The sequence below is a fragment of the Photobacterium sp. AWH4_225 genome, from assembly GCF_056158405.1.
The window spans coordinates 588,093-607,963 of the sequence record NZ_JBSWTF010000001.1 but is presented as its reverse complement, the minus strand read 5'-3'; the positions used below and the strand labels follow the sequence as shown (position 1 = coordinate 607,963).

Genomic DNA, 19,871 nt, shown 5'->3' with positions numbered 1-19,871 from the left:
CCCTAAACCATATCAAGCAATCGAAATTAAGGCGAAGCCTTAAACTTCCATTAGCTCTTTTTCTTTCGCTTCTAGGATCACTTCGATGTCCTTAACCGCTGCATCAGTCAGCTTCTGGATATCGTCCTGAGCGCGACGGTCGTCATCTTCAGAGATTTCTTTGTCTTTCAACAGTGCTTTAACGTCTGCGTTTGCGTCACGGCGGATGTTACGTACAGCAACACGACCCTGCTCAGCTTCAGCGCGAACGATCTTAACCAGATCACGACGACGCTCTTCTGTTAGCGGTGGCAATGGAACGCGGATCACAGTACCTGCAGACATTGGGTTTAGGCCCAGATCAGACATCATGATCGCTTTTTCGATTTTTGGCGTTAGCTCTTTATCGAAAACAGTGATTGCCAATGTACGAGAGTCTTCAGCAACAACGTTAGCAACCTGCTTAAGAGGTGTGTTCGCACCGTAGTACTCAACGTAGATAGTATCTAGCAGGCTTGGGTGCGCACGACCAGTACGTACTTTAGCCAGCTGGTTTTTCAGCGCTTCAACGCTTTTGCCCATGCGCTCTTGCGCATCTTGTTTAATTGCATCAATCACGATTAATACCCTTAATGATTCGGTAAAGACGGGAGCCTAGGCGCTCCCGAAAAGAATAAGTGGCGTCACTTACTCGCAAGACTTAGTCGTTAGAGATCAACGTACCTTCCTGCTCCCCCATTACCACACGGCGCAGGGAACCAGGTTTGTTCATGTTGAACACGCGAATTGGCATGCTGTGGTCGCGAGCAAGCGTAAATGCGGCCAAATCCATCACTTTCAGTTCTTTCTCAAGAACATCTTGATAGCTTAGCTTATCATAAAGAACCGCATCTGGGTTCTTAACTGGGTCATCTGTGAACACACCGTCAACTTTTGTTGCTTTCAGTACCACATCAGCTTCGATTTCAATACCACGCAGACATGCAGCCGAGTCAGTAGTGAAGAACGGGTTACCGGTACCGGCAGAGAAAATCACCACGCGGCCTTGGCGAAGCTGGCTGATAGCGTCAGCCCAGTTGTAGTTGTCACAAACACCATTTAGAGGAATTGCTGACATCACTCGAGCGTTCACATAGGCACGGTGTAGCGCATCACGCATTGCCAAGCCGTTCATCACGGTTGCAAGCATACCCATGTGATCGCCCACAACTCGGTTCATACCTGCTTCAGCTAGGCCTGCACCACGGAACAGGTTACCACCACCGATAACAAGGCCAACTTGTACACCTAGTTCAATCAGTTCTTTGATTTCCTGAGCCATACGGTCAAGAACTTGTGCATCAATACCAAAACCTTCCTCGCCCTGCAGTGCTTCCCCACTGAGTTTGAGCAGAATACGTTGATAAGTCGGTTTAGGATTCGTGGTCATTAGTTTACCTTCCAGGCTTACAAATATAGATACGGAGTTGTAAAAAGACCGCAGCCTAGGCTACGGTCTTTGGAGTTCTTAGCAAGAAGGATTAACCCTTCTGTACTGCTGCTACTTCTTCAGCGAAGCTCATTTCTTGAGCTTTCTCGATACCTTCACCAACTTCTAGGCGGATGAAGTTAGTTACTGTAGCGCCTTTCTCTTTAAGGATGTCGCCAACAGACTTCTTAGGTTCCATGATGAATGGCTGACCAGTTAGAGAGATTTCGCCTGTGAATTTCTTCATGCGGCCAACAACCATCTTCTCTGCGATTTCAGCTGGCTTGCCTTCGTTCATCGCGATCTCAACCTGAACCTGACGCTCTTTTTCAACTACGTCTGCAGGTACGTCTTCTGGGTTCACGAACTCAGGCTTAGAAGCAGCTACGTGCATAGCGATGTGCTTCAGAGTTTCTGCGTCGCCGTTACCAGCTACAACAACACCGATGCGGTCGCCGTGACGGTAAGAAGCGATGTTCTCGCCTTCGATGAACTCAACGCGACGGATAGAGATGTTCTCACCGATCTTAGCAACTAGCGCTACGCGAGTTTCTTCGAACTTAGCCTGAAGAGCTGCAACGTCTAGGCGCTCAGCTAGAGCTGTTTCTAGAACTTCGTTAGCGAAAGCTAGGAAGCTTGCATCTTTAGCAACGAAGTCAGTCTGGCAGTTAACTTCAAGAAGAGCTGCAACACCGTTCGCGTCTTTGATTAGGATTGTACCTTCAGCAGCAACGTTACCTGCTTTCTTAGCAGCTTTAGCAGCGCCGCTCTTACGCATGTTTTCGATCGCTAGCTCGATGTCAGCGTTAGCTTCAACAAGCGCTTTTTTACATTCCATCATGCCTGCGCCAGTACGTTCACGCAGTTCTTTAACTAGGGCAGCTGTAACTGTTGCCATTGTTATATCCTCAGTTTTGAATACTTGGTGTAAAAATCAGGGGCCATGATCGGCCCCTGGTAACCATTCTTAGTTTACACAAGGTAACTTAAGATGCTCAAAGGAGCGCGGCTATTATTCAGCTTCTACGAAACCGTCTTGCTCAGCTTGAGCAACGATGTCTTGGTTGCGGCCTTCAGTAACAGTCTGAGCAACAGCACCAGTGTAAAGCTGGATAGAGCGGATTGCGTCATCGTTACCTGGGATAACGAAGTCAACGCCGTCTGGGTTAGAGTTAGTATCTACAACAGCAAATACTGGGATACCCAGGTTGTTCGCTTCTTTGATTGCAATGTGCTCGTGATCAGCATCGATTACGAACATAGCGTCTGGTAGGCCGCCCATGTTCTTGATACCGCCTAGAGACTTCTCAAGCTTCTCCATTTCACGAGTACGCATTAGCGCTTCTTTCTTGGTTAGCTTGTCGAAAGTACCGTCTGTAGACTGAGTTTCAAGATCTTTTAGACGCTTGATTGACTGACGAACAGTTTTCCAGTTAGTCAGCATACCACCCAACCAACGGTTGTTTACGTAGTACTGGTCACAGTTAACTGCAGCTTCTTTGATAGATTCGCTGGCTGCACGCTTAGTACCAACGAAAAGGATCTTGCCCTTGCGAGCAGCAATCTTGTTGATTTCTGCTAGAGCGTCGTTGAACATTGGTACAGTCTTCTCAAGGTTGATGATGTGCACCTTGTTACGAGCACCGAAGATGAATGGCTTCATCTTAGGGTTCCAGTAACGAGTTTGGTGACCGAAGTGAACACCAGCCTTAAGCATGTCGCGCATTGATACAGTTGCCATTGAATATTCCTCTATGGGGTTAGGCGTCCACATATCCCATCTTACCGACCCAGACAACGCCATAGGCGTTACAGCTTCGCGAAAAACTGCTGGGCACCCCGGAAGATGTGCCGATATGTGTGAGTGATTAATAAAAGTTTAGTGCAACCGACGTAAATGAATCGAAATCCAATTACCCGATTACGGCGCGCTTTATACCATATTTTCGCAACCAAAATCCAGCACCAATCTCTTCAATTCAGTGATTGTTCCGAATCTTGGTTTCCATCCAGCCCCCTCACTGTTACCATGTAAAGAAGAGGTAACAATCAAACAGAGAAGATTGAATGAGCATCAAGATCAAAACGGCTGAAGAGATCGAAAAAATGCGCGCTGCCGGCCGTTTGGCCGCTGAAGTGCTGGAAATGATCGAACCTCACATCAAAGAAGGTGTGACGACAGATGAACTTAACCAAATCTGTCATGATTATGCGTTGGAGAAAGGCGCCTACTCGGCCCCACTTGATTACCACGGTTTTCCAAAATCTATCTGTACGTCTATCAACCACATCGTGTGCCATGGCATCCCTGCCGGCCAGGATGAGATGGGTAGCAACGGCCAGCTGAAGCCTGCGGTACTGAAAAACGGCGATATCATCAACGTTGATATCACGGTGATCGTCCCGAATGACGAAAACGCTGACCTAAGCGTCCGCCCTGCAGGCTACCACGGCGACACATCAAAAATGTTCCTGGTCGGTGATGTTTCACCAGCAGACAAACGCTTGTGCCGCGTGACTCAAGAAGCCCTTTACGTTGGTATGCGTAAAGTGAAACCGGGTGCCCGCGTGGGTGATATCGGCACCGCGATCGAGAAATTCATCAAGGACAACAACAAGAAGAATCCACTGAACAAGTATTCGATTGTTAAGGATTTCTGTGGCCACGGTATCGGTAGCGAGTTCCACGAAGAGCCGCAGGTAGTTCACTACCGCAACGGCGACCGTACTGTGCTGAAAGCGGGTATGTGTTTCACCATCGAACCGATGATCAATGCCGGTAAGTTCGGCTGTACGGTTGATGCCCAGGATGACTGGACGGTCTACACCGGTGACGGCAAGAAGTCAGCCCAGTACGAGCACACTATTGTTGTCACTGAAACGGGCTGTGAAGTACTGACCCTGCGTAGCGATGACACTATCCCACGCCTGATGAACAACTAAGCCGTGCACTGCATGACTTAATCTGTTGCAGAGCCGACCTTTGGGTCGGCTTTTTTATTGCTATCAGTCCCGACCGTGATAGGGTTATATCAAGAGTAATGACTATGCATGGACGGCAATGACAGATCCTATTTCTCACCCAGAGACCGAACAGGTTGATCCGATGGCACCCGAACAACTTCGCCTCGAGCTCGACCAGTTTACCGACAACCAGAAAGCCCAATTTCTGGCCCATACCCCGGTGACCAATTTAGTCGAAGCCCGCTCCCGTTATATTGATCACCTGCTCGAGCGATTGTGGCAGCATTTCGGCTTGGCGGCTCACCCGACCCTCGCGCTGGTCGCTGTCGGCGGCTACGGCCGTGGTGAACTGCACCCGCTATCGGATGTCGACATCCTGATCTTGAGCCAAGCCCCTATCGACGACAGCACCGGCAATACCGTCAGTGCCTTCCTCACCCTGTTGTGGGATCTCAAGCTTGATGTCGGCCACAGTGTGCGCACCATCGATGAGTGCATCAATATCGGTCAGGATGACCTGACTGTCGCAACCAACTTGCAGGAATCGCGCTGGCTGTGTGGCAACCAAGACACCTTCCAGCAGCTGGAGGAACGCTTGAACGATGGCAGTTTCTGGCCCAGCGAGCAGTTCTACCAAGCCAAGCTGGATGAGCAGAAAACCCGCCATGCCCGCTATCACGATACCACCTATAACCTTGAGCCGGATATCAAATCTAGCCCGGGCGGCCTGCGTGATATTCATACCCTTAGCTGGGTGGCCCGTCGCCATTTCGGCGCCACCAGCCTACTGGAAATGAGCCGTTTCGGCTTTTTGACCGATGCTGAATACCGCGAGCTGGTCGAGTGCCAAGATTCCCTGTGGCGGATCCGCTTTGCCCTCCACTGCGAGCTGCGCCGTTACGATAACCGCCTGACCTTCGGCCACCAAGCCTCCGTTGCCGAATTGCTCGGCTACCAAGGTGAAGGTAACCGCGGGGTAGAAATGATGATGAAGGATTTCTACCGCACCCTGCGCCGAGTTGCCGAGCTCAATAAGATGTTGCTACAGCTGTTTGACCAAGCGATCCTCAACAAAGGTACCTCTCCGGAGCCTGTAGTGCTTGATGAAGATTTCCAGCTGCGTGGCCACTTGATCGAGGCCACCAAACCGGCATTGTTCCAAGCCCGGCCGGAAACCATTCTCGATATGTTCCTACATATTGCCCGCAACTCGCAGATAGAAGGGATTGCCGCCCCTACCCTGCGCCAGCTACGTACCGCACGGCGCCGTCTCAACCGTTTTCTGATAGAGATCCCCGCGGCACGGGAAAAGTTCATGGAGTTGGTCCGCCAGCCAAACTGCCTGCTGCGCGCGTTCAAGCTGATGCACCGTCATGGTGTGCTCTCTGCCTACCTGCCGCAGTGGAGCCAAATCGTCGGCCAGATGCAGTTTGATCTGTTCCATGTCTATACCGTTGATGAGCATACTGTCCGGCTACTCAAGAACATCAACAAGTTCAGTGATCCGGCTAACCGTGACCGCCACCCAATCTGCTGCGAAGTCTACCCGCGCGTCACCAAGAAAGAGCTCCTGCTGCTGGCGGCAATCTTCCATGATATTGCCAAGGGCCGGGGCGGCGATCACTCCGAGCTCGGAGGTGTCGATGCCTATGAGTTCTGTATCCAGCATGGGCTGTCCAAGCCAGAGGCCAACTTGGTCAAATGGTTGGTTAACCAGCACCTGCTGATGTCAGTAACCGCCCAGCGCCGCGATATCTACGATCCGGAAGTCATCACCGAATTTGCCAAGGAAGTGCGCGACGAGGAACGACTTGATCATCTGATTTGTCTGACCGTGGCCGATATCTGCGCCACCAACCAGGAACTGTGGAATAGCTGGAAGCGTACCCTGTTGGCAGAACTATACTACTCCACCCAGAAAGCCCTGCGCCGCGGGTTGGAAAACCCGCCAGATATGCGCGAGCGGATCCGCCACAACCAACAGATGGCCTCGGCCCTGCTGCGCAGCGAAGGTTTTGCCCCGCGGGATATCGAAGTCTTGTGGCAACGCTTCAAAGCCGACTATTTCCTGCGTCACACCCACAAGCAAATCGCCTGGCATGCTGAAGCGATCCTCAAGCATGAGGATCACAGCAAGCCACTGATCCTGATCAGCCAGAAGCCGACCCGCGGCGGTACCGAGGTCTTCGTCTATTGCCAGGATAAACCCAAGCTGTTTGCCATCGTGGTCTCAGAACTGGACAAAAAGAACCTCAGTGTTCACGATGCCCAAATCATGACCAGCAAAGACGGCTTTGCCCTCGATACCTTTATGGTCCTAGATCCTACCGGTAAAGCGCTGGGCGAGAACCGTCACCAGACCGTCCGTCGGGCGCTGGTCAATGCCCTGACCCACATGAAGTCCGATCGCAAGAAAAAGCGGCCGCCATACAAACTGCAGCACTTCAACGTCAAAACCAAGGTTGACTTCCTACCGACCAAATCAGGCAAAAAGACCATGATGGAACTGGTGGCGCTGGACATGCCGGGCCTGCTGGCCCGAGTAGGCTCGGTATTTGCCCGCCAGGGCATCAGCCTGCAAGCGGCCAAAATCACCACCATCGGCGAACGGGCCGAGGACTTCTTCATCGTCACCAACCAGGACGGCGAACAACTCAACGAAGAACAACAAGAACAGCTTAGAGACGCTCTGATTGCACGTTTAGAAAAGAAATAACCCCATACCAAACGGAGGGCTAGCCAGTCTGGCCCGACCGTTAAACTGCCTCTGGTAGTATCACATTAATTTTAAAACCAATAACAATTTCAATATCCATAACAGCAGAAGTACGAGGCCAGTATGTACCCAAACCTCACCGCCATCGGCGTAGAAAAGCCGGACACCATTGAACGCTACAGCCTACGGCAGGAAGCCGCCAACGACATCTTGAAGATCTACTTTGCCAAGCAGAAAGGCGAGTTGTTCGCCAAAAGCGTGAAGTTTAAGTTTCCCCGCCAGCGCAAGTCCGTGATGGTGAACAGCGGTAGCCGGGAATACAAGGAAGTCACCGAGATCAACCGCACCCTGACCTTTATCATCGATGAGCTCGATCGCATCACCAACAAGAAACACAGCGAAGTGGATATCAAGAAAAAGATCCTCAGTGATCTGCGCCACCTGGAGCAGGTGGTGAGCCACAAGATCGCCGAGATCGAGGCTGATCTGGAAAAGCTAAAGTGATCGTCCCTATCATTTAGCTTATTGCCACAGAAGATTACATTGAAAAAAGCGCAGTTACCGCTCCAACCCGCTAGTGCTTGCGGGTTGGATTTAAGTTCTAAGCCGCATCAGCCTGCTTGGCCCAGCCCTCAAGCCAAGGCATCGCCACTTCCAGCGCATCGAAATTGACACAGGCATCGACATCCAGCCGTTCCGTCAGCGGCTTAGCCTGAAGCTGAACCAACAACTCGTCAAATTGCCGTCCCCCACCACAAAAACGATCTTCGCCATAGCTAGAATCACCGAGGGCGATGACCCCGTAACGAAGCTGGGGCATCAAGGGAAAGGTATCGTTGAGTGCCTGGTAAAGTGGCAGTAAATTATCGGGGATTTCTCCCTGCCCGGTCGTTGACGATACCACCAGTGCCAAATCCTGCTGGTAACCAAGAAAATCTTCCAAGGTAGGATCCAGGAACAATTCGACCTGATGGCCGACCTCAACCAAGTAGCGCTCAACCTCTTGGGCAACCTCTTCAGCCCCGCCGAACACAGAGCCGACAAACACACCTATTTTCGCCATCATCCAACACCATCCTTTGCGTTCAAATACCACGATAATATTAACTGTGGTCTTTGAAGAGGTTGGATGCAAGTTTATTGGCTATCTGACATTACAAAGCGCTAAAGTTACTGGACTCAGAAGTTACGAAGCATCAGGCACCATCAAAGTCGGAGCCCAATCGAAAGCGTCCATCACCCGCATCCAAGCCTCGTCAACACCGGCACGAATATCCAGTTGCTCGCCCGTCAGCGGGTGCTGCAGTTGCAAGCGTGAGGCATGCAGCATCAAACGGCGACAATCATAGTGTTCACGGAACATCCGGTTATGACGGCCATCACCATGGTTCACATCGCCGATAATATGATGGCTTAAGTGGTGCATATGGCGACGAAGCTGATGCTTGCGTCCAGTCTCTGGCTTCATCTCCACCAAGGTATAACGGCTAGTGGCATAGCGGCCAACCGGAACATCAGTTTCTACCTTGGCCAGCGGTGCATAGGCGGTGATGGCATCTTTGGCTTCTTTGTCTTGGTCAGCATCTTTATCGGCAATTTTATCCAGCTCTTCTTTGAGCGGGTAATCCAATACCGCAGCTTCTTTGACCCAGCCGCGAACCACCGCATGGTAGGTCTTTTTCACATCACGTCCGGCAAACATCGGCATCATCAGCGAGGCAGTTTCACTCGACAGGGCAAACAGAAGTACCCCAGATGTCGGCCGATCCAAACGGTGCAGTGGGAACACGTGCTGGCCAATTTGATCGCGCAGTGTCTGCATCACAAACACCGTTTCATGGCGGTCGAGCCACGAGCGGTGTACCAGCATACCCGCTGGCTTGTTGACGGCGACCAGGTTTTCATCGCGATAAAGGATCTCGAGTTCCATCACTACTTACTCTTAAATAATTGGTCAAGTTCACGAGTCACCACCAAGATAGCTGCCTGGCCCTTGGCTTCTTTCATCGCTTCCTCAACATAGGGGGAAATTTCAAAGGCGGCAGGCAATGCCATATTCATTGCAACCATATGGCTGAGCTTGGGAATAAAGATCCACTGTAGCCATTGCTCGCAACGCAGGGCGTCAATGGCAAACGGCTGGCTACTGCTCAGCGCCTCAATCGAGGGTTGTTCGGCCTCCCAGTAATCATTTTCTTGCAGCACTGTGGTGAGTTTTTCCAATAACAGCTGGCAATGCTGGGCTCTATCCATCACGGGACCTCTACAATGATTATCTTCGAAATAAGGGATTGTCTGGATTTAGGCGGCGAAGGATACCACCTCCGAAGCGCCAGCCCAAGGTAACCATAATGGCTGCCGAGCGAGAAAGTGTCATGGCAACTGCACCACAATAGGGTTTGGTATATACTCGTTGTCCTTGATTAAGGAGCACTGAGACTGCCCATGGATAATTTTCATACCCTTACCCAACTCTTAGACAACGCTGGCTGCCAGTACAAGATTTTCGATCTTGGCCGTCGGGTCAATGAGATCGACGTCGAGCAATTCAAGGCCGTGGAAGAAAACCGCCAGCCTTATCCATGGCCGCTGCAGCAGCATGCCCACCTGTCTATTTCATTCTGGCAAGCGGGCAATCCGCCATGGATTTGGTTCCTGCGCTTGCCACTTGACGAGCGTGGCTTGCTCAAACAAGCCGCTGTCGGCGATTTCATCAAATATGTCATCGAAGCCATGGGCGCTACCCTCAATAGCACGCCGACCGAAGAAGAGCAGGAGAAGCTGGCTGCCAATCCGTATACCTTCAAGCCAAGCGATGACAAGATGGCAATTTTCCACGCCCAGTTGCGTAGCCAGCTTGCTCTCTCAGCCAGCCAATACTACGAACATGCCCAGCATTACCTGACAGGAGAGCTAGGATGGGACAAATGGCAAGGTGTTGGCCTACAGGGACTGGCCGATGTCTGTGCCCGTATAAAGCAGGAAAACAATGCCACCTTGCTGCGAAAAGCCATCAACAACCTGCCCCTGACCCCTTTGTATGCCTTGCTTGGCTGCCTCGAGCATTGCCAGCTACCGGAGCCTTTGGCAGCACGCTTGGCCGAGCGCCTCGATGAAGAGACTGCGGTCGACACCCCGGATCTATTCTTGGTCGCGGCATTGATCCGCGCCATGTCAGGTGCCGAAGCATCGCTGCTTCGCCAGCAGCTTGAAAAATTGTTGGCCCAGCCTGAGCTTTGCCACCCGGAAGTATTGGTCGCAGTTGCGGGTCGTTGTTGGAATGGTTTGGCCGATACCCAGGTAGCCACCACCTTCTTGCTACGCCTTGCCGAGGCCGGCGAGCAGGCACTGTTCAATCAGCTATTTGCCGATTTGGTCATGCTGCCGATGCTGCGCGGGATCATGCTGCAGGTGCTGCACGGTCAAGCCGATCCAGCACTAGTTGATGCCATCACCAAGCTTCAGCAACACGCCCGTAGCACTCAGTAACTTGATAGAACCTTTCCCCCCGCTCATCCAGTCGGGGGAAGTAAAAGGATATTTTGATATGGAAAATCTGCTGGGGATCTTGCTGCTGGCCATTGTTGGTTATCTGTTCTGGCAGCAGCGACGACAAACCGAGCTAGCCAATTACTTCATCAATCAGCGTTGCGAACACTTGGGACTGCAATTGCTCAATACAGCAAGGGGAGAGCACCGACTGCGTGATCGCAACGGTCGCTGGGGCTGGCATACTATTTATTTATTTGAGTTTTCCGCCGATGGCCAAGATGCTTACCAGGGGCACATTGTGATGAAGGGCTTCCACCCGTTGACGATCCATGTGCCGCCGCACCGGATGCCGGGGGAATAAAAAAGAACGGGCGCAACTTGCGTTGCGCCCTTAGGTCTTACATGCAGCCGTCCTGCTACGATAGTGCTCCCTGCGACTGTCCTTGTTTTTCTAAATTCCTTAGCGGTAATCCCTAAACCCCATCCCCGGGTTGTCCTTGGTAGTTCCTTGACCCGTCGCGATATCCTTGTGCGACTCTCTCATCCTTCCTGGCGGTGTCCCTGCCTTCATCCTGAAGGGTTCCTCTTGCCCTATCCCAGAGCGCCATCCCTAAGCCCCAATCCTTGAGGTGTTCCGGCTTATCCTAAAGCTGTCCTACTCATCCTGACGGCAATCATCCTGATCCCCGGCGGTATCCATTCCGTGTCCGTGACATCCTATCTGTTAACTGCCTTGTTAGCACTGCCATTCCTAGGCTTGCAGCGTCCTTCTGCTTTCCAAATCCTGTGCCAACTCCCTGTCGACGAGGACCATATTACGCCGATTGCGATTTCATACAATTGACTATCAGGCGCCATATTTCACCCGAAATCATTCACCATAAAAATGAAACAATTAAACTACTGATACATATAATAAAATATAAAATTAACGGCTATTTTTGCCAAAATCGATCTTTGTTAGTCTCACAGCTTTGTAAGAGATCTCTCACAAGAGATCAAGGCCATGACTGCACCTCGTTTCACAAGGGTATTATTCTGCGTTTCATTTAAGTTACAGAGATTATCCGAAAATATGACAGCTTTGACCCTATGATGTAGAGGTAAGTGGTTGTTTTAGAGGCTAGAGGCTAGAGGCTAGAGGCTAGAAAATTTTTCCAATCGCCTAGTGCCCATGGCCAAGTGCCAGTGCGATATTTTCAAGGAAAAGTGAATAAGCCAAAGCAATGGCAAATGGATATCGGAAGTATTTTTGCTGACGCAAAAAAGAACGGGCGCAACTTTCGTTGCGCCCTTAGGTCTTACTTGCAGCAATCCCGCTACTATGGTGCTCCCTGCATCATTCCGTTGACAGCTGTATTCCTTCAGCATTGTCCTTTTATACTTCGTCCTGAAGTGATCCTGTGGCCATCCTGACCCGTCAGTCCATCCTGTCCTGACTCTCAACATCCATCCTGGAGGTGTCCCTAACTTCTTCCTGAAGTGGTCCTTGTGTCATCCTGACTGGTAAACGTCCTGCTTACCGTTTTGCCGTTCCTCGGCTATCCCTTCACAGTCCTTGTTCGACATACCATCCTAGTACACCGGTCTCTTCCTGAGACAAACCAAATCCTTGGCTTATTTCCTGTTCCGTTCCGTCAGTTCCTTCCGACAGGGTTAATATTACGTATTTCACCCTCGACAAAACAGCCACTATCGCTAATTTCTTTCAGTCTACGAAACAGAGAAAAAAGACACATTACAAAAATAACACCAAATAACAATAACTTAAATTGATGGGTGCGTTTAATCGTATCTTCTATTTCCTTAATATCCCACATCCTTGTAAGAGATCTCTCACAAGCGAATGAGGTGAATAGGAATACCATAAAAATGAACAGGACCTGTCAGGCTGTAAAATTTCTCTATAATTAGTCATAAAATTATATGCGCTAGCCAAGGAGTGACCATGGAAACCTTCAACCACAACCTTGAATCTCTCTTCAGCCAGTTGGGATTGAACAATTCCAAAGAATTTATCGAAACCTTCTTGGCCGAACATCATCTTGCCCAGCATGAGCAGTTATCAGAGGCCAACTTCTGGCAACCGGCGCAAAAACGTTTTCTCAAGGAATCACAAGAGCAAGATGCCGATTGGTGTGAGGTCATCGACCAATTGGATGCCTTATTAAGAAAATAAGAAAGAAAATAGGCCGAAAATAGCCCATGGCTTTGCTGTTGTATCCCCGGGTATGATTGAGAGAAAATAGCCTGATAAACGACAGCAACAAGGAAACAGCATGTCATCTGAAATTACCCAAGCCCTGACCGATGCCATCGATGCCCTGGTCGCCGAAGGCAAAGAGCCCTCGGTGGCACTGATCAAGTCACGGTTGGCTGATCCGTTACCAATGCCACTGATTATCAAAGCATTACAGAGCTGGAAATCGAGTGCCCGCGTACCGAAAATAGAAAAGGTGGAGAGCCAGCCTTCAGCCGAAGCACGCATAGCCGCATTGGAGCATCAAGTGGCCGCACTTATGGCACGACTGGAAAAGCTGGAGAGCCAGCAGCCTTAGTAACCTAGTACTTAGTAATAGGTGTCCAATGAACATGAAATAGAAAAAGCGCAGAACCCTCTGCGCTTTTTTATTACTGGAAATCCCAAGACAGGTTGGAGACGATACGGCACTTGTCGCACTTATAGTGGAAAATACCATGCAGAGGCTCATCCAGCCGCCACTGGCCGCCACATTTAGGGCACGGACGGTTAAGCTCACTTTCAAGGCTTTCACCGCCGACTCGGTATTGATAGTAATAAGTTGGGATCTTGGTGATGTACTCGATCCGCCCGCGCAAGTCCCAACCCCGGCGGAAGATATCACTGTCGGCATCACGGATTTCATGCAGGGCGGCATGTTCAGCCTGACAAGCTCCAGCCATTTGTATCTCATCGCATGCCTGCCATTCGGTCTGCCATTTCACCACCGCTTTGTGGTCACCGTTCAGCGTTGGCTCGGGTAAACGGTATAACGGGATCGGCATTAACGTCTCACCGCAGCGCAGTGGTGAGCAAGTATGTACATAAGTGGTGTAAATCACCTGCCAACTCGGCGTGAAATTCTCGGCGGCAGCTTCAGAGTTCAGATCTCTCCCCAACAGCCTCACCTTGGGGCTGAGCAAACTAGCCTGGCTCAGGCGATTCAAACAGGCCTTTACCTGAGGGCTGTGGAACTTCGAATGCAGGCTCTCTTCTTCAGGACACACCGCTCTTACCTTGAATGTGCCTTCATCCATGATGATAGGAAATTCGCGACCGAGCACCTGGCCATTATAACGCAAGGCATCCATCAGCCCATTGATGGCGGTGTCTACCGCTGCGACTGTTGTGTTATCAAAACACTCAAATTGCAATTCGACTACGTACATAACTTACTCATCTCTAACCACAGGCTCTAGGGCCGCAAGGAAATCCTCAAGATTAGGGGAAAGCACTTCGCGATTGTCTTTCCCCAAGGTTTCCAAGATCACCTCACCGGTGAGGTTGCACACCGAAATCACCTCGCTTTCGGAGTCCATCGCTCCGATAAATACTGTCGGCTTTAACTTCAAACGGCGCTGGGTCACCAGATGGCCCAAAATGTTTTCCTGCAGGCGCAACACATCGTCTTCACTGAATGCCTGCAGCAAATCAAACTCAATTGTACCGGTCACGGTTTGGAATCTGGCAGCCATATCACCGCTGAACTGGGCACCGTAAAAGGCGACAATGTCTTCGTGCAGACGAAGCTCGATCCCTTTTTCGACACCGGCAAGATCCCCCATCGGCGAGCGTACGGCTGGCTGCCAAGTGACTTCATAGCCATCATCCGCCTTGACGCACGGTGATGAAAGGCCCACAAGATCATCACTGCGGGGAAAACCTTGACCTGCATCACACCATGCTTGCAAAAAACGGGAAGAAAAATCGGATAACGCCGCTGCAACGGGATGATTCATTCGCAACCTCTCAAAAGATTAAGTAAACTTTGGCTATTCTAATCCAAGTGTGTCCAGGACAGTATGAGCAAATATCAAGACGCGAAAGAATTAGCCGGTTTGACCCTAGGTAAAACGACGGAATACATAGATCAGTATGACCCATCTCTTCTTCAGCCAGTACCACGTAGCCTGAACCGAGATGATCTGTCCCTTGGTGATACCCTACCGTTTACCGGTTATGACATCTGGACACTCTATGAGCTGTCTTGGCTAAACAAGAAAGGCCTGCCACAAGTGGCTATCGGCGAGGTTCGCCTGCCAGCCGACAGTCCTAACCTGATTGAATCTAAGTCATTCAAGCTTTACCTCAACAGCTTCAACCAAACCAAGTTTGATAGCTGGCAGCAAATTGCAGATACCCTGCAAAAAGATCTGAGTGAGTGTGCTGGTGCCGATGTGGATGTAACAGTGCAGCCGCTATCAGACTTTGACGCTCAGCCAATCGCTAACTTCTTCGGCGAATGCATCGACGATCAGGATATCGAAATTACCGATTACGAGTTCGATCCATCGCACCTAGAAGGTGCTGCATCGGAAGAGCAGGTAACCGAAATTCTGCACAGCCACCTATTGAAGTCTAACTGCCTGATCACCAGCCAGCCAGACTGGGGCAGCGTACGTATTTCCTACACCGGTAAGAAAATCGACCGTGAAAAGCTGCTGCGCTACCTGATCTCGTTCCGCAACCACAACGAGTTCCACGAGCAGTGTGTCGAGCGTATCTTCACTGACATCATGAAGTTCTGTAAGCCGGAACTATTGACCGTTTACGCCCGCTATACCCGTCGTGGCGGTTTGGACATCAACCCATACCGTACCAATATGGGCAAAACACCAAGTGACAATTTCCGTTTAGCTAGACAATAATTCTGCAAACTGATGACGCCAAGCTGATTGATACAGGCAAATGTGCAAAATATTACTCAGTTTGGTGTATGCCCGAGTTACTTGGGAAATAGTCCAGCAAAATCGAAGACTTTGCTGGACTTGGTAGGCTAACCCATTAATATTGGTGGTACTGTTTTTTTGGGTTTTTGAAAGTATGTCTGCTAGCCGTTGGCTGATCCGCTTGCTGTTCATTGGCATGGTCTCGTTCAGCACACAAGCTAAAATTTTTACCACGCCAATTTTGGCAGAAGCTAATGAATTGCTCCAAACCAATCCAGAGCAATCCCTGGCTATCACAACCCGCTACCTCAACCAGCGCCGCCTGAGTGCACCCAAAGAAACATCCCGCGTTCATATCAACGACGAAACCGATCATTCGGTCAGAACCCCACTGAGCACCGTTAATGCGTTGCAGATTTTGGCCAAGGCCCACTCACTGCTTAACCAACCCGAAGAGGCAATGGCTGCGGTCAAGCAGGCCGAGAATCTCTCTACAGAGGAAAATCTCACGTTCAGCCGACTCGAGAGCCAGTTGATCCATGCCGATATCTATTGGGGCAACCTGAAAAACAATGCCCGCTCGCTCAAAATGCTGGATGAAATAGATACTGACATTGCCGCCAGTTCCAATCTGATGCTCGACAGCCAGATCAAACGCCTGCAGTATCAATCTCTAATGCAGCGCTCGGTAATTGAGTCGGCGACCGATCAAGAAAGCAAGGCAGAAAAAGGCTTCCTGAAAGCCAAACGCTACCTGATCAACCTTGATGATCCCGGTGAACTGATCCACTACCAATTGGTCGTTGGCAGACACTACTTCGAACACGGCCATTATGATACGGCCCTCGACCGTCTTTTGAGCGGCTACTGGCTGGCGGTGGAGAACGATGACCAGGCCCAAACCGCAGTGGCCAACTACGAATTAGCTATCCTGTTCGAGCAACGCAAGGTGTTCGACAAGGCCCTTGAGCATGCGACCCAAGCCGGTGAGTTCTTCGAGCATTACGATCGCAGCCGACCACTAGCCAAGACATTGGAGCTGATAGCATCCATTTACGAGCAGCAAGGCCGCTTCAACCTGGCACTGGTCCATTACTTCAATGCCTTGGATCAGGAAAACCAGCTCGACAGTGATATCCGCTCGGCGAGGCTACGGCTCAATATTGCCCGGGTATACCTGCAACTTTATAACTACCCGAAATCTGAGCAGTACCTTCACCATACCCGCTTGATCGCAACCCAAACCGGTAACGAAGCCATAATGGCGGAGGCACAGATCCTCCAGGGCGAGCTGGAGCTAGCTGAAGGCAACATCGAAGAAGCCATTTCGAACCTACAGACGGGTTTGATCGCAGCCAGCCGTATCGGCAACCGCGATCTCCAGCTGGAAGGGGAAAACATTCTCTCTCGGGCTTTTGAACAGCAGAGTGACTATTACAATGCCCTACTCAGCCAACGCCGATACGAGCAGCTGTTTAGTACCAAGCAGCAGGCGCAGGTGAAGAGTAATGTCGAGGTGTTCAAGCAACAACAACGTATGCTTGAGCGGTCGTTGCATCTTGAAGAGTTGGAACGCCAGCAATTCGAAAGCAGCAAAGCCTTGTACAAACAGAAGAATGTGACCATTTTCCTGTTCTGCCTCAGCGGCGTGATCTTCATCCTACTGATGCGGCGCCACAAAACTGCCAAGCAGCTTCAGGCCCGCCTAATGCGTTTACGTAACGATTTCTATACCCACCCTCGAAGTGGGCTGAGAAACCTGCGGATGCTCACTGCCAAATTGCCTAACTCCCTGCAGCAAAGTAGCGCCAACTTCGAACAGTGGCACCTGGGAGAGATCATCAACGAGCCACTGAGTGACCGCCTCCGCTTTGCATTGTTCGAGGTGCCTTTCCTCAAGCATATTTATCTCAAGCACGGCTACCAGCAAGGCTTGGATCTCGAGCGCCAGTTTGGTGAATACCTCAACCAGCAGATATGTGAACCGGCCAGGCTTTACCACTTCTCCGACGCCATGTTCTTGTATATCGAGCCGAACTCACGCTTGGACTCGGCACCGGATCAGCTGGCCAATTCACTCCAGCAATTGGTTGATCGTTTCCTCGAAGGTAAGCATATCGATAACCGCGTCAGGATCGGTATGGCGGAATACCCTTTCCTGCCAAGGGCATACACGGCGATTAACGACCATGAGCTGCTCGATATCCTGCTGATGGCAACCAACGCTGCCAGAGAAATCAGCAAACAGGAATCCGGCAGCCAATGGGTTCATCTCAGTGCCATTGATGCCGCACCGGCCGCCAGCTTTGCCAGCGACAACATTCGCCGTTCATGCATCCAAGGCATACACAATGGGCTAGTAAAAGTACAAACTTCAGGGAGTTGCGACATTAGCTGGAACAACGATCACGTTTCTGACAAAAATATCAGTTAATCTGATGGAATTATTCGGTACATGGCCGATAACAATGAATTAAGAGATAGTTTTTGTTAGCATGAAATTTCCTATCATTTTTTTAACCATCTGATAAGAAACAAGTTTACCACCATCATGGACTGCGCTTTAGCCCTGTGACAGACATTAATGCCGTAGCTTCGCAATTGAGTCAGTTGAAGCTACGTTTGGATCAAGCTCAACTCTCACACCGAGACGCTTCGTTGAAATCTAGGCGGGAATTGGCGATCCTCAAACGCCTGATCAGCCGGCTGTCTGTTGCCTGTCGTGGTATCGACACAGAGCTTGATGAGAAGCTGGCAATGCTGCGCCAAGACTTGGAGCAGCAGAAAGATATCAGCCAGCTGATCCCGCGCATCGCCGTCGTCGAAAGGCTCGCCAACCGGATGGGGGAAATCCAGCCCAAAGAGCGAGAACAACTGGATAAACAGTTCCAGCGCAGTAGCGAAATCTTACGCCGTTTCCCAGGACTACCTGCCCAGCTAAAACGCGACCTTCATCAACTTCTTTCTCAACCAGCCGCTTCACTCTCAGGTTCCTTCGAACAAGTGCTCGGGTTGATGACCTTGTATGAACGAGCGCTTAAGCTGGTAGCCACCAAGGGGCTGCAAAACAATCCGGCCGCGATACAGCAAGACTTGCTAATGAAGCTGACGGCTGAGCTCCAGCACCTGATCACCGAGCTCGACTTCGATGGAGAGGCGGGCGACAAACTGCTGACGATCCGCAACCAGTTACTCAAAGGGGTATCACCGTCATCGCTTTTGGAGATTGCCCTTGAGGTTCTGCGTCTGGTGCTTGATGGCACCCACCAGGAGCGCCACACCTCGCAGCAGTTCCTTGATAATGTAAATGGTGAGCTGGGTACCCTGAGCAAGACCACTCAACAAAGCGCCGAACAAAGCCACACCATCTACGAGCACCGTGGTGAAATGACCAATGAACTGGCCGAGCTGGCGCAATCAATCAAGTCAGGCCTGCAAACTCACAAGCAGCTCGATAGCTGGCGTCCTGAGCTGACACACCTCACCAAAGAACTTCTGGTACTTGCCGAGCGCAACAAGGCATTGGAAAAACGCGAAAAAGCCTTGTTGGAGCAACTGAGCTACAACAAATCAAAGATAGAACACCTATACGAACAAACGCAGGATTACCGCCAACGGCTTACCGACCAAGAACAACGCATCTTCCTCGACAACCTCACCAAGGTGTACAACCGCAGTGCCCTCAATGAACGGCTTGAGCATGAATACCGCCGCTGGCTGCGTTATCAGCACCCGCTATGCGTAACACTGGTGGATATCGATAGTTTCAGTACGGTGAACCAGCAATACGGTCATCAGGCCGGTGACAAAATTCTCAAGATCATCGCCCGTACCATTCGCAAGCAACTGGAACCAACCGATTTTATCGGTCGTTTCGGCGACGATGCCTTCATGCTGATCCTACCGGATGTCAACGAAGAGCAGCGCAACCAGCGCCTGGCAGCTATTCGCCAAGCCGTTGCCCAGTTACCATTCCGCTTCCGCGATAACAACATCACGATCACCGTGTCGATGGGGGCGACCTTGTTCGAGAGCAATGACACCCCAGCCGATATTATCGAGCGGACCGATAAAGCCCTCACCGGTGCTCGCAGCGCCGGCAACAACCGGATTTTCTGGATTTTCTGATCCCACCGTAAATCATCAGCCTATCAATGGCTGGTAAAAACGGGCTACTCTGTGTATGGTAAATATATCAGTCACTTGTATTTAACCTAATTCTCATAGACTGATCTTCAGGAAACAGAGTGTACTCCCAACCGGTTTACTTTCTGCTTCATCCGGCAGTATTCACCGATTCTTCCTACAATGAATACACCCAGTGGATACCGCCGCCTTGTCATG

Annotated in this window: 19 protein-coding genes; 10 read left to right on the top strand and 9 right to left on the bottom strand. The window is 50.7% G+C overall.

Annotation, left to right across the window (positions count from 1 at the left end):
- Positions 1-39 precede the first annotated feature (39 nt).
- The 4 genes from frr to rpsB all read right to left on the bottom strand — a co-directional run bounded on the left by frr (position 40) and on the right by rpsB (position 3,188).
- Entirely contained in the window at positions 40-597 is a 558-nt protein-coding gene (gene frr / locus ACXAD4_RS03100; protein ID WP_039458266.1) for a ribosome recycling factor, read from the bottom strand.
- 82 nt (positions 598-679) lie between these two features.
- The gene (gene pyrH / locus ACXAD4_RS03095; protein ID WP_222552711.1) at positions 680-1,408 is read right to left on the bottom strand and encodes a UMP kinase; all 729 of its coding nucleotides are present in this window, start codon (positions 1,406-1,408) and stop codon (positions 680-682) included.
- Positions 1,409-1,499: 91 nt separating this feature from the next.
- Positions 1,500-2,345, bottom strand: coding sequence for a translation elongation factor Ts (gene tsf / locus ACXAD4_RS03090; protein WP_475238608.1), 846 nt, complete (start codon positions 2,343-2,345; stop codon positions 1,500-1,502).
- 114 nt (positions 2,346-2,459) lie between these two features.
- Positions 2,460-3,188 carry a 30S ribosomal protein S2 gene (gene rpsB, locus ACXAD4_RS03085; RefSeq protein WP_281026495.1) on the bottom strand — a complete coding sequence of 243 codons (729 nt, stop codon included), beginning with the start codon at positions 3,186-3,188 and terminating at the stop codon, positions 2,460-2,462.
- Positions 3,189-3,514: 326 nt separating this feature from the next.
- Here rpsB and map point away from each other — a divergent pair, with 326 nt between their 5' ends.
- The 3 genes from map (at position 3,515) to ACXAD4_RS03070 (ending at position 7,631) form a co-directional block, all read left to right on the top strand.
- Complete coding sequence (map, locus tag ACXAD4_RS03080; protein ID WP_475238606.1) at positions 3,515-4,390, top strand: type I methionyl aminopeptidase; 876 nt, start codon at positions 3,515-3,517, stop codon at positions 4,388-4,390.
- 163 nt (positions 4,391-4,553) lie between these two features.
- Complete coding sequence (gene glnD, locus ACXAD4_RS03075; protein ID WP_475242700.1) at positions 4,554-7,127, top strand: bifunctional uridylyltransferase/uridylyl-removing protein GlnD; 2,574 nt, start codon at positions 4,554-4,556, stop codon at positions 7,125-7,127.
- Positions 7,128-7,250: 123 nt separating this feature from the next.
- Positions 7,251-7,631 (top strand): DUF3461 family protein, encoded by a 381-nt coding sequence (locus ACXAD4_RS03070; protein WP_475238605.1) that lies wholly within the window; start codon positions 7,251-7,253, stop codon positions 7,629-7,631.
- A gap of 97 nt (positions 7,632-7,728) precedes the next feature.
- Here the strand turns inward: ACXAD4_RS03070 and ACXAD4_RS03065 are convergent, their stop codons facing one another.
- From ACXAD4_RS03065 to ACXAD4_RS03055, 3 genes are all read right to left on the bottom strand, one after another.
- Positions 7,729-8,193 carry a flavodoxin gene (locus ACXAD4_RS03065; protein ID WP_475238602.1) on the bottom strand — a complete coding sequence of 155 codons (465 nt, stop codon included), beginning with the start codon at positions 8,191-8,193 and terminating at the stop codon, positions 7,729-7,731.
- A gap of 120 nt (positions 8,194-8,313) precedes the next feature.
- Complete coding sequence (truC, locus tag ACXAD4_RS03060; protein ID WP_475238599.1) at positions 8,314-9,057, bottom strand: tRNA pseudouridine(65) synthase TruC; 744 nt, start codon at positions 9,055-9,057, stop codon at positions 8,314-8,316.
- 2 nt (positions 9,058-9,059) lie between these two features.
- Positions 9,060-9,380, bottom strand: a complete 321-nt coding sequence (locus ACXAD4_RS03055; RefSeq protein ID WP_475238596.1) for a YqcC family protein — start codon at positions 9,378-9,380, stop codon at positions 9,060-9,062.
- 192 nt (positions 9,381-9,572) lie between these two features.
- Here ACXAD4_RS03055 and ACXAD4_RS03050 point away from each other — a divergent pair, with 192 nt between their 5' ends.
- From ACXAD4_RS03050 to ACXAD4_RS03035, 4 genes are all read left to right on the top strand, one after another.
- Positions 9,573-10,616 carry a DUF3549 family protein gene (locus tag ACXAD4_RS03050; RefSeq protein WP_475238593.1) on the top strand — a complete coding sequence of 348 codons (1,044 nt, stop codon included), beginning with the start codon at positions 9,573-9,575 and terminating at the stop codon, positions 10,614-10,616.
- Positions 10,617-10,674: 58 nt separating this feature from the next.
- On the top strand, positions 10,675-10,980 hold the full coding sequence (locus ACXAD4_RS03045) for a DUF3301 domain-containing protein (protein ID WP_317524553.1): 306 nt from the start codon (positions 10,675-10,677) through the stop codon (positions 10,978-10,980).
- A gap of 1,587 nt (positions 10,981-12,567) precedes the next feature.
- Complete coding sequence (locus ACXAD4_RS03040; RefSeq protein ID WP_475238591.1) at positions 12,568-12,798, top strand: DUF2789 domain-containing protein; 231 nt, start codon at positions 12,568-12,570, stop codon at positions 12,796-12,798.
- Between the two features lie 100 nt (positions 12,799-12,898).
- Positions 12,899-13,177, top strand: coding sequence for a hypothetical protein (locus ACXAD4_RS03035; RefSeq protein ID WP_475238588.1), 279 nt, complete (start codon positions 12,899-12,901; stop codon positions 13,175-13,177).
- Between the two features lie 73 nt (positions 13,178-13,250).
- Here ACXAD4_RS03035 and ACXAD4_RS03030 read toward each other — a convergent pair whose 3' ends face one another.
- Together ACXAD4_RS03030 and syd are read right to left on the bottom strand one after the other, a co-directional pair.
- Positions 13,251-14,027, bottom strand: a complete 777-nt coding sequence (locus tag ACXAD4_RS03030; RefSeq protein ID WP_475238585.1) for a Zn-ribbon-containing protein — start codon at positions 14,025-14,027, stop codon at positions 13,251-13,253.
- A 3-nt stretch (positions 14,028-14,030) separates the two neighbouring features.
- Complete coding sequence (gene syd / locus ACXAD4_RS03025) at positions 14,031-14,597, bottom strand: SecY-interacting protein (protein WP_475238583.1); 567 nt, start codon at positions 14,595-14,597, stop codon at positions 14,031-14,033.
- A 63-nt stretch (positions 14,598-14,660) separates the two neighbouring features.
- Between syd and queF the strand changes: the two genes are divergently transcribed.
- The 3 genes from queF (at position 14,661) to ACXAD4_RS03010 (ending at position 19,655) form a co-directional block, all read left to right on the top strand.
- On the top strand, positions 14,661-15,506 hold the full coding sequence (gene queF / locus ACXAD4_RS03020; protein WP_475238580.1) for an NADPH-dependent 7-cyano-7-deazaguanine reductase QueF: 846 nt from the start codon (positions 14,661-14,663) through the stop codon (positions 15,504-15,506).
- Between the two features lie 175 nt (positions 15,507-15,681).
- Positions 15,682-17,961, top strand: a complete 2,280-nt coding sequence (locus ACXAD4_RS03015) for a tetratricopeptide repeat-containing diguanylate cyclase (protein WP_475238577.1) — start codon at positions 15,682-15,684, stop codon at positions 17,959-17,961.
- 137 nt (positions 17,962-18,098) lie between these two features.
- The gene (locus ACXAD4_RS03010; RefSeq protein ID WP_475238575.1) at positions 18,099-19,655 is read left to right on the top strand and encodes a GGDEF domain-containing protein; all 1,557 of its coding nucleotides are present in this window, start codon (positions 18,099-18,101) and stop codon (positions 19,653-19,655) included.
- Positions 19,656-19,871 lie beyond the last annotated feature (216 nt).

Excerpts from the sequence above, each read along its gene's own strand:
- pyrH (WP_222552711.1), bottom strand. The coding sequence starts at position 1,408 with ATGACCACGAATCCTAAACCGACTTATCAACGTATTCTGCTCAAACTC.
- tsf (WP_475238608.1), bottom strand. The coding sequence starts at position 2,345 with ATGGCAACAGTTACAGCTGCCCTAGTTAAAGAACTGCGTGAACGTACT.
- rpsB (WP_281026495.1), bottom strand. The coding sequence starts at position 3,188 with ATGGCAACTGTATCAATGCGCGACATGCTTAAGGCTGGTGTTCACTTC.
- map (WP_475238606.1), top strand. The coding sequence starts at position 3,515 with ATGAGCATCAAGATCAAAACGGCTGAAGAGATCGAAAAAATGCGCGCT.
- glnD (WP_475242700.1), top strand. The coding sequence starts at position 4,554 with ATGGCACCCGAACAACTTCGCCTCGAGCTCGACCAGTTTACCGACAAC.
- ACXAD4_RS03070 (WP_475238605.1), top strand. The coding sequence starts at position 7,251 with ATGTACCCAAACCTCACCGCCATCGGCGTAGAAAAGCCGGACACCATT.
- ACXAD4_RS03065 (WP_475238602.1), bottom strand. The coding sequence starts at position 8,193 with ATGATGGCGAAAATAGGTGTGTTTGTCGGCTCTGTGTTCGGCGGGGCT.
- truC (WP_475238599.1), bottom strand. The coding sequence starts at position 9,057 with ATGGAACTCGAGATCCTTTATCGCGATGAAAACCTGGTCGCCGTCAAC.
- ACXAD4_RS03055 (WP_475238596.1), bottom strand. The coding sequence starts at position 9,380 with ATGGATAGAGCCCAGCATTGCCAGCTGTTATTGGAAAAACTCACCACA.
- ACXAD4_RS03050 (WP_475238593.1), top strand. The coding sequence starts at position 9,573 with ATGGATAATTTTCATACCCTTACCCAACTCTTAGACAACGCTGGCTGC.
- ACXAD4_RS03045 (WP_317524553.1), top strand. The coding sequence starts at position 10,675 with ATGGAAAATCTGCTGGGGATCTTGCTGCTGGCCATTGTTGGTTATCTG.
- ACXAD4_RS03040 (WP_475238591.1), top strand. The coding sequence starts at position 12,568 with ATGGAAACCTTCAACCACAACCTTGAATCTCTCTTCAGCCAGTTGGGA.
- ACXAD4_RS03035 (WP_475238588.1), top strand. The coding sequence starts at position 12,899 with ATGTCATCTGAAATTACCCAAGCCCTGACCGATGCCATCGATGCCCTG.
- ACXAD4_RS03030 (WP_475238585.1), bottom strand. The coding sequence starts at position 14,027 with ATGTACGTAGTCGAATTGCAATTTGAGTGTTTTGATAACACAACAGTC.
- syd (WP_475238583.1), bottom strand. The coding sequence starts at position 14,597 with ATGAATCATCCCGTTGCAGCGGCGTTATCCGATTTTTCTTCCCGTTTT.
- queF (WP_475238580.1), top strand. The coding sequence starts at position 14,661 with ATGAGCAAATATCAAGACGCGAAAGAATTAGCCGGTTTGACCCTAGGT.
- ACXAD4_RS03015 (WP_475238577.1), top strand. The coding sequence starts at position 15,682 with ATGTCTGCTAGCCGTTGGCTGATCCGCTTGCTGTTCATTGGCATGGTC.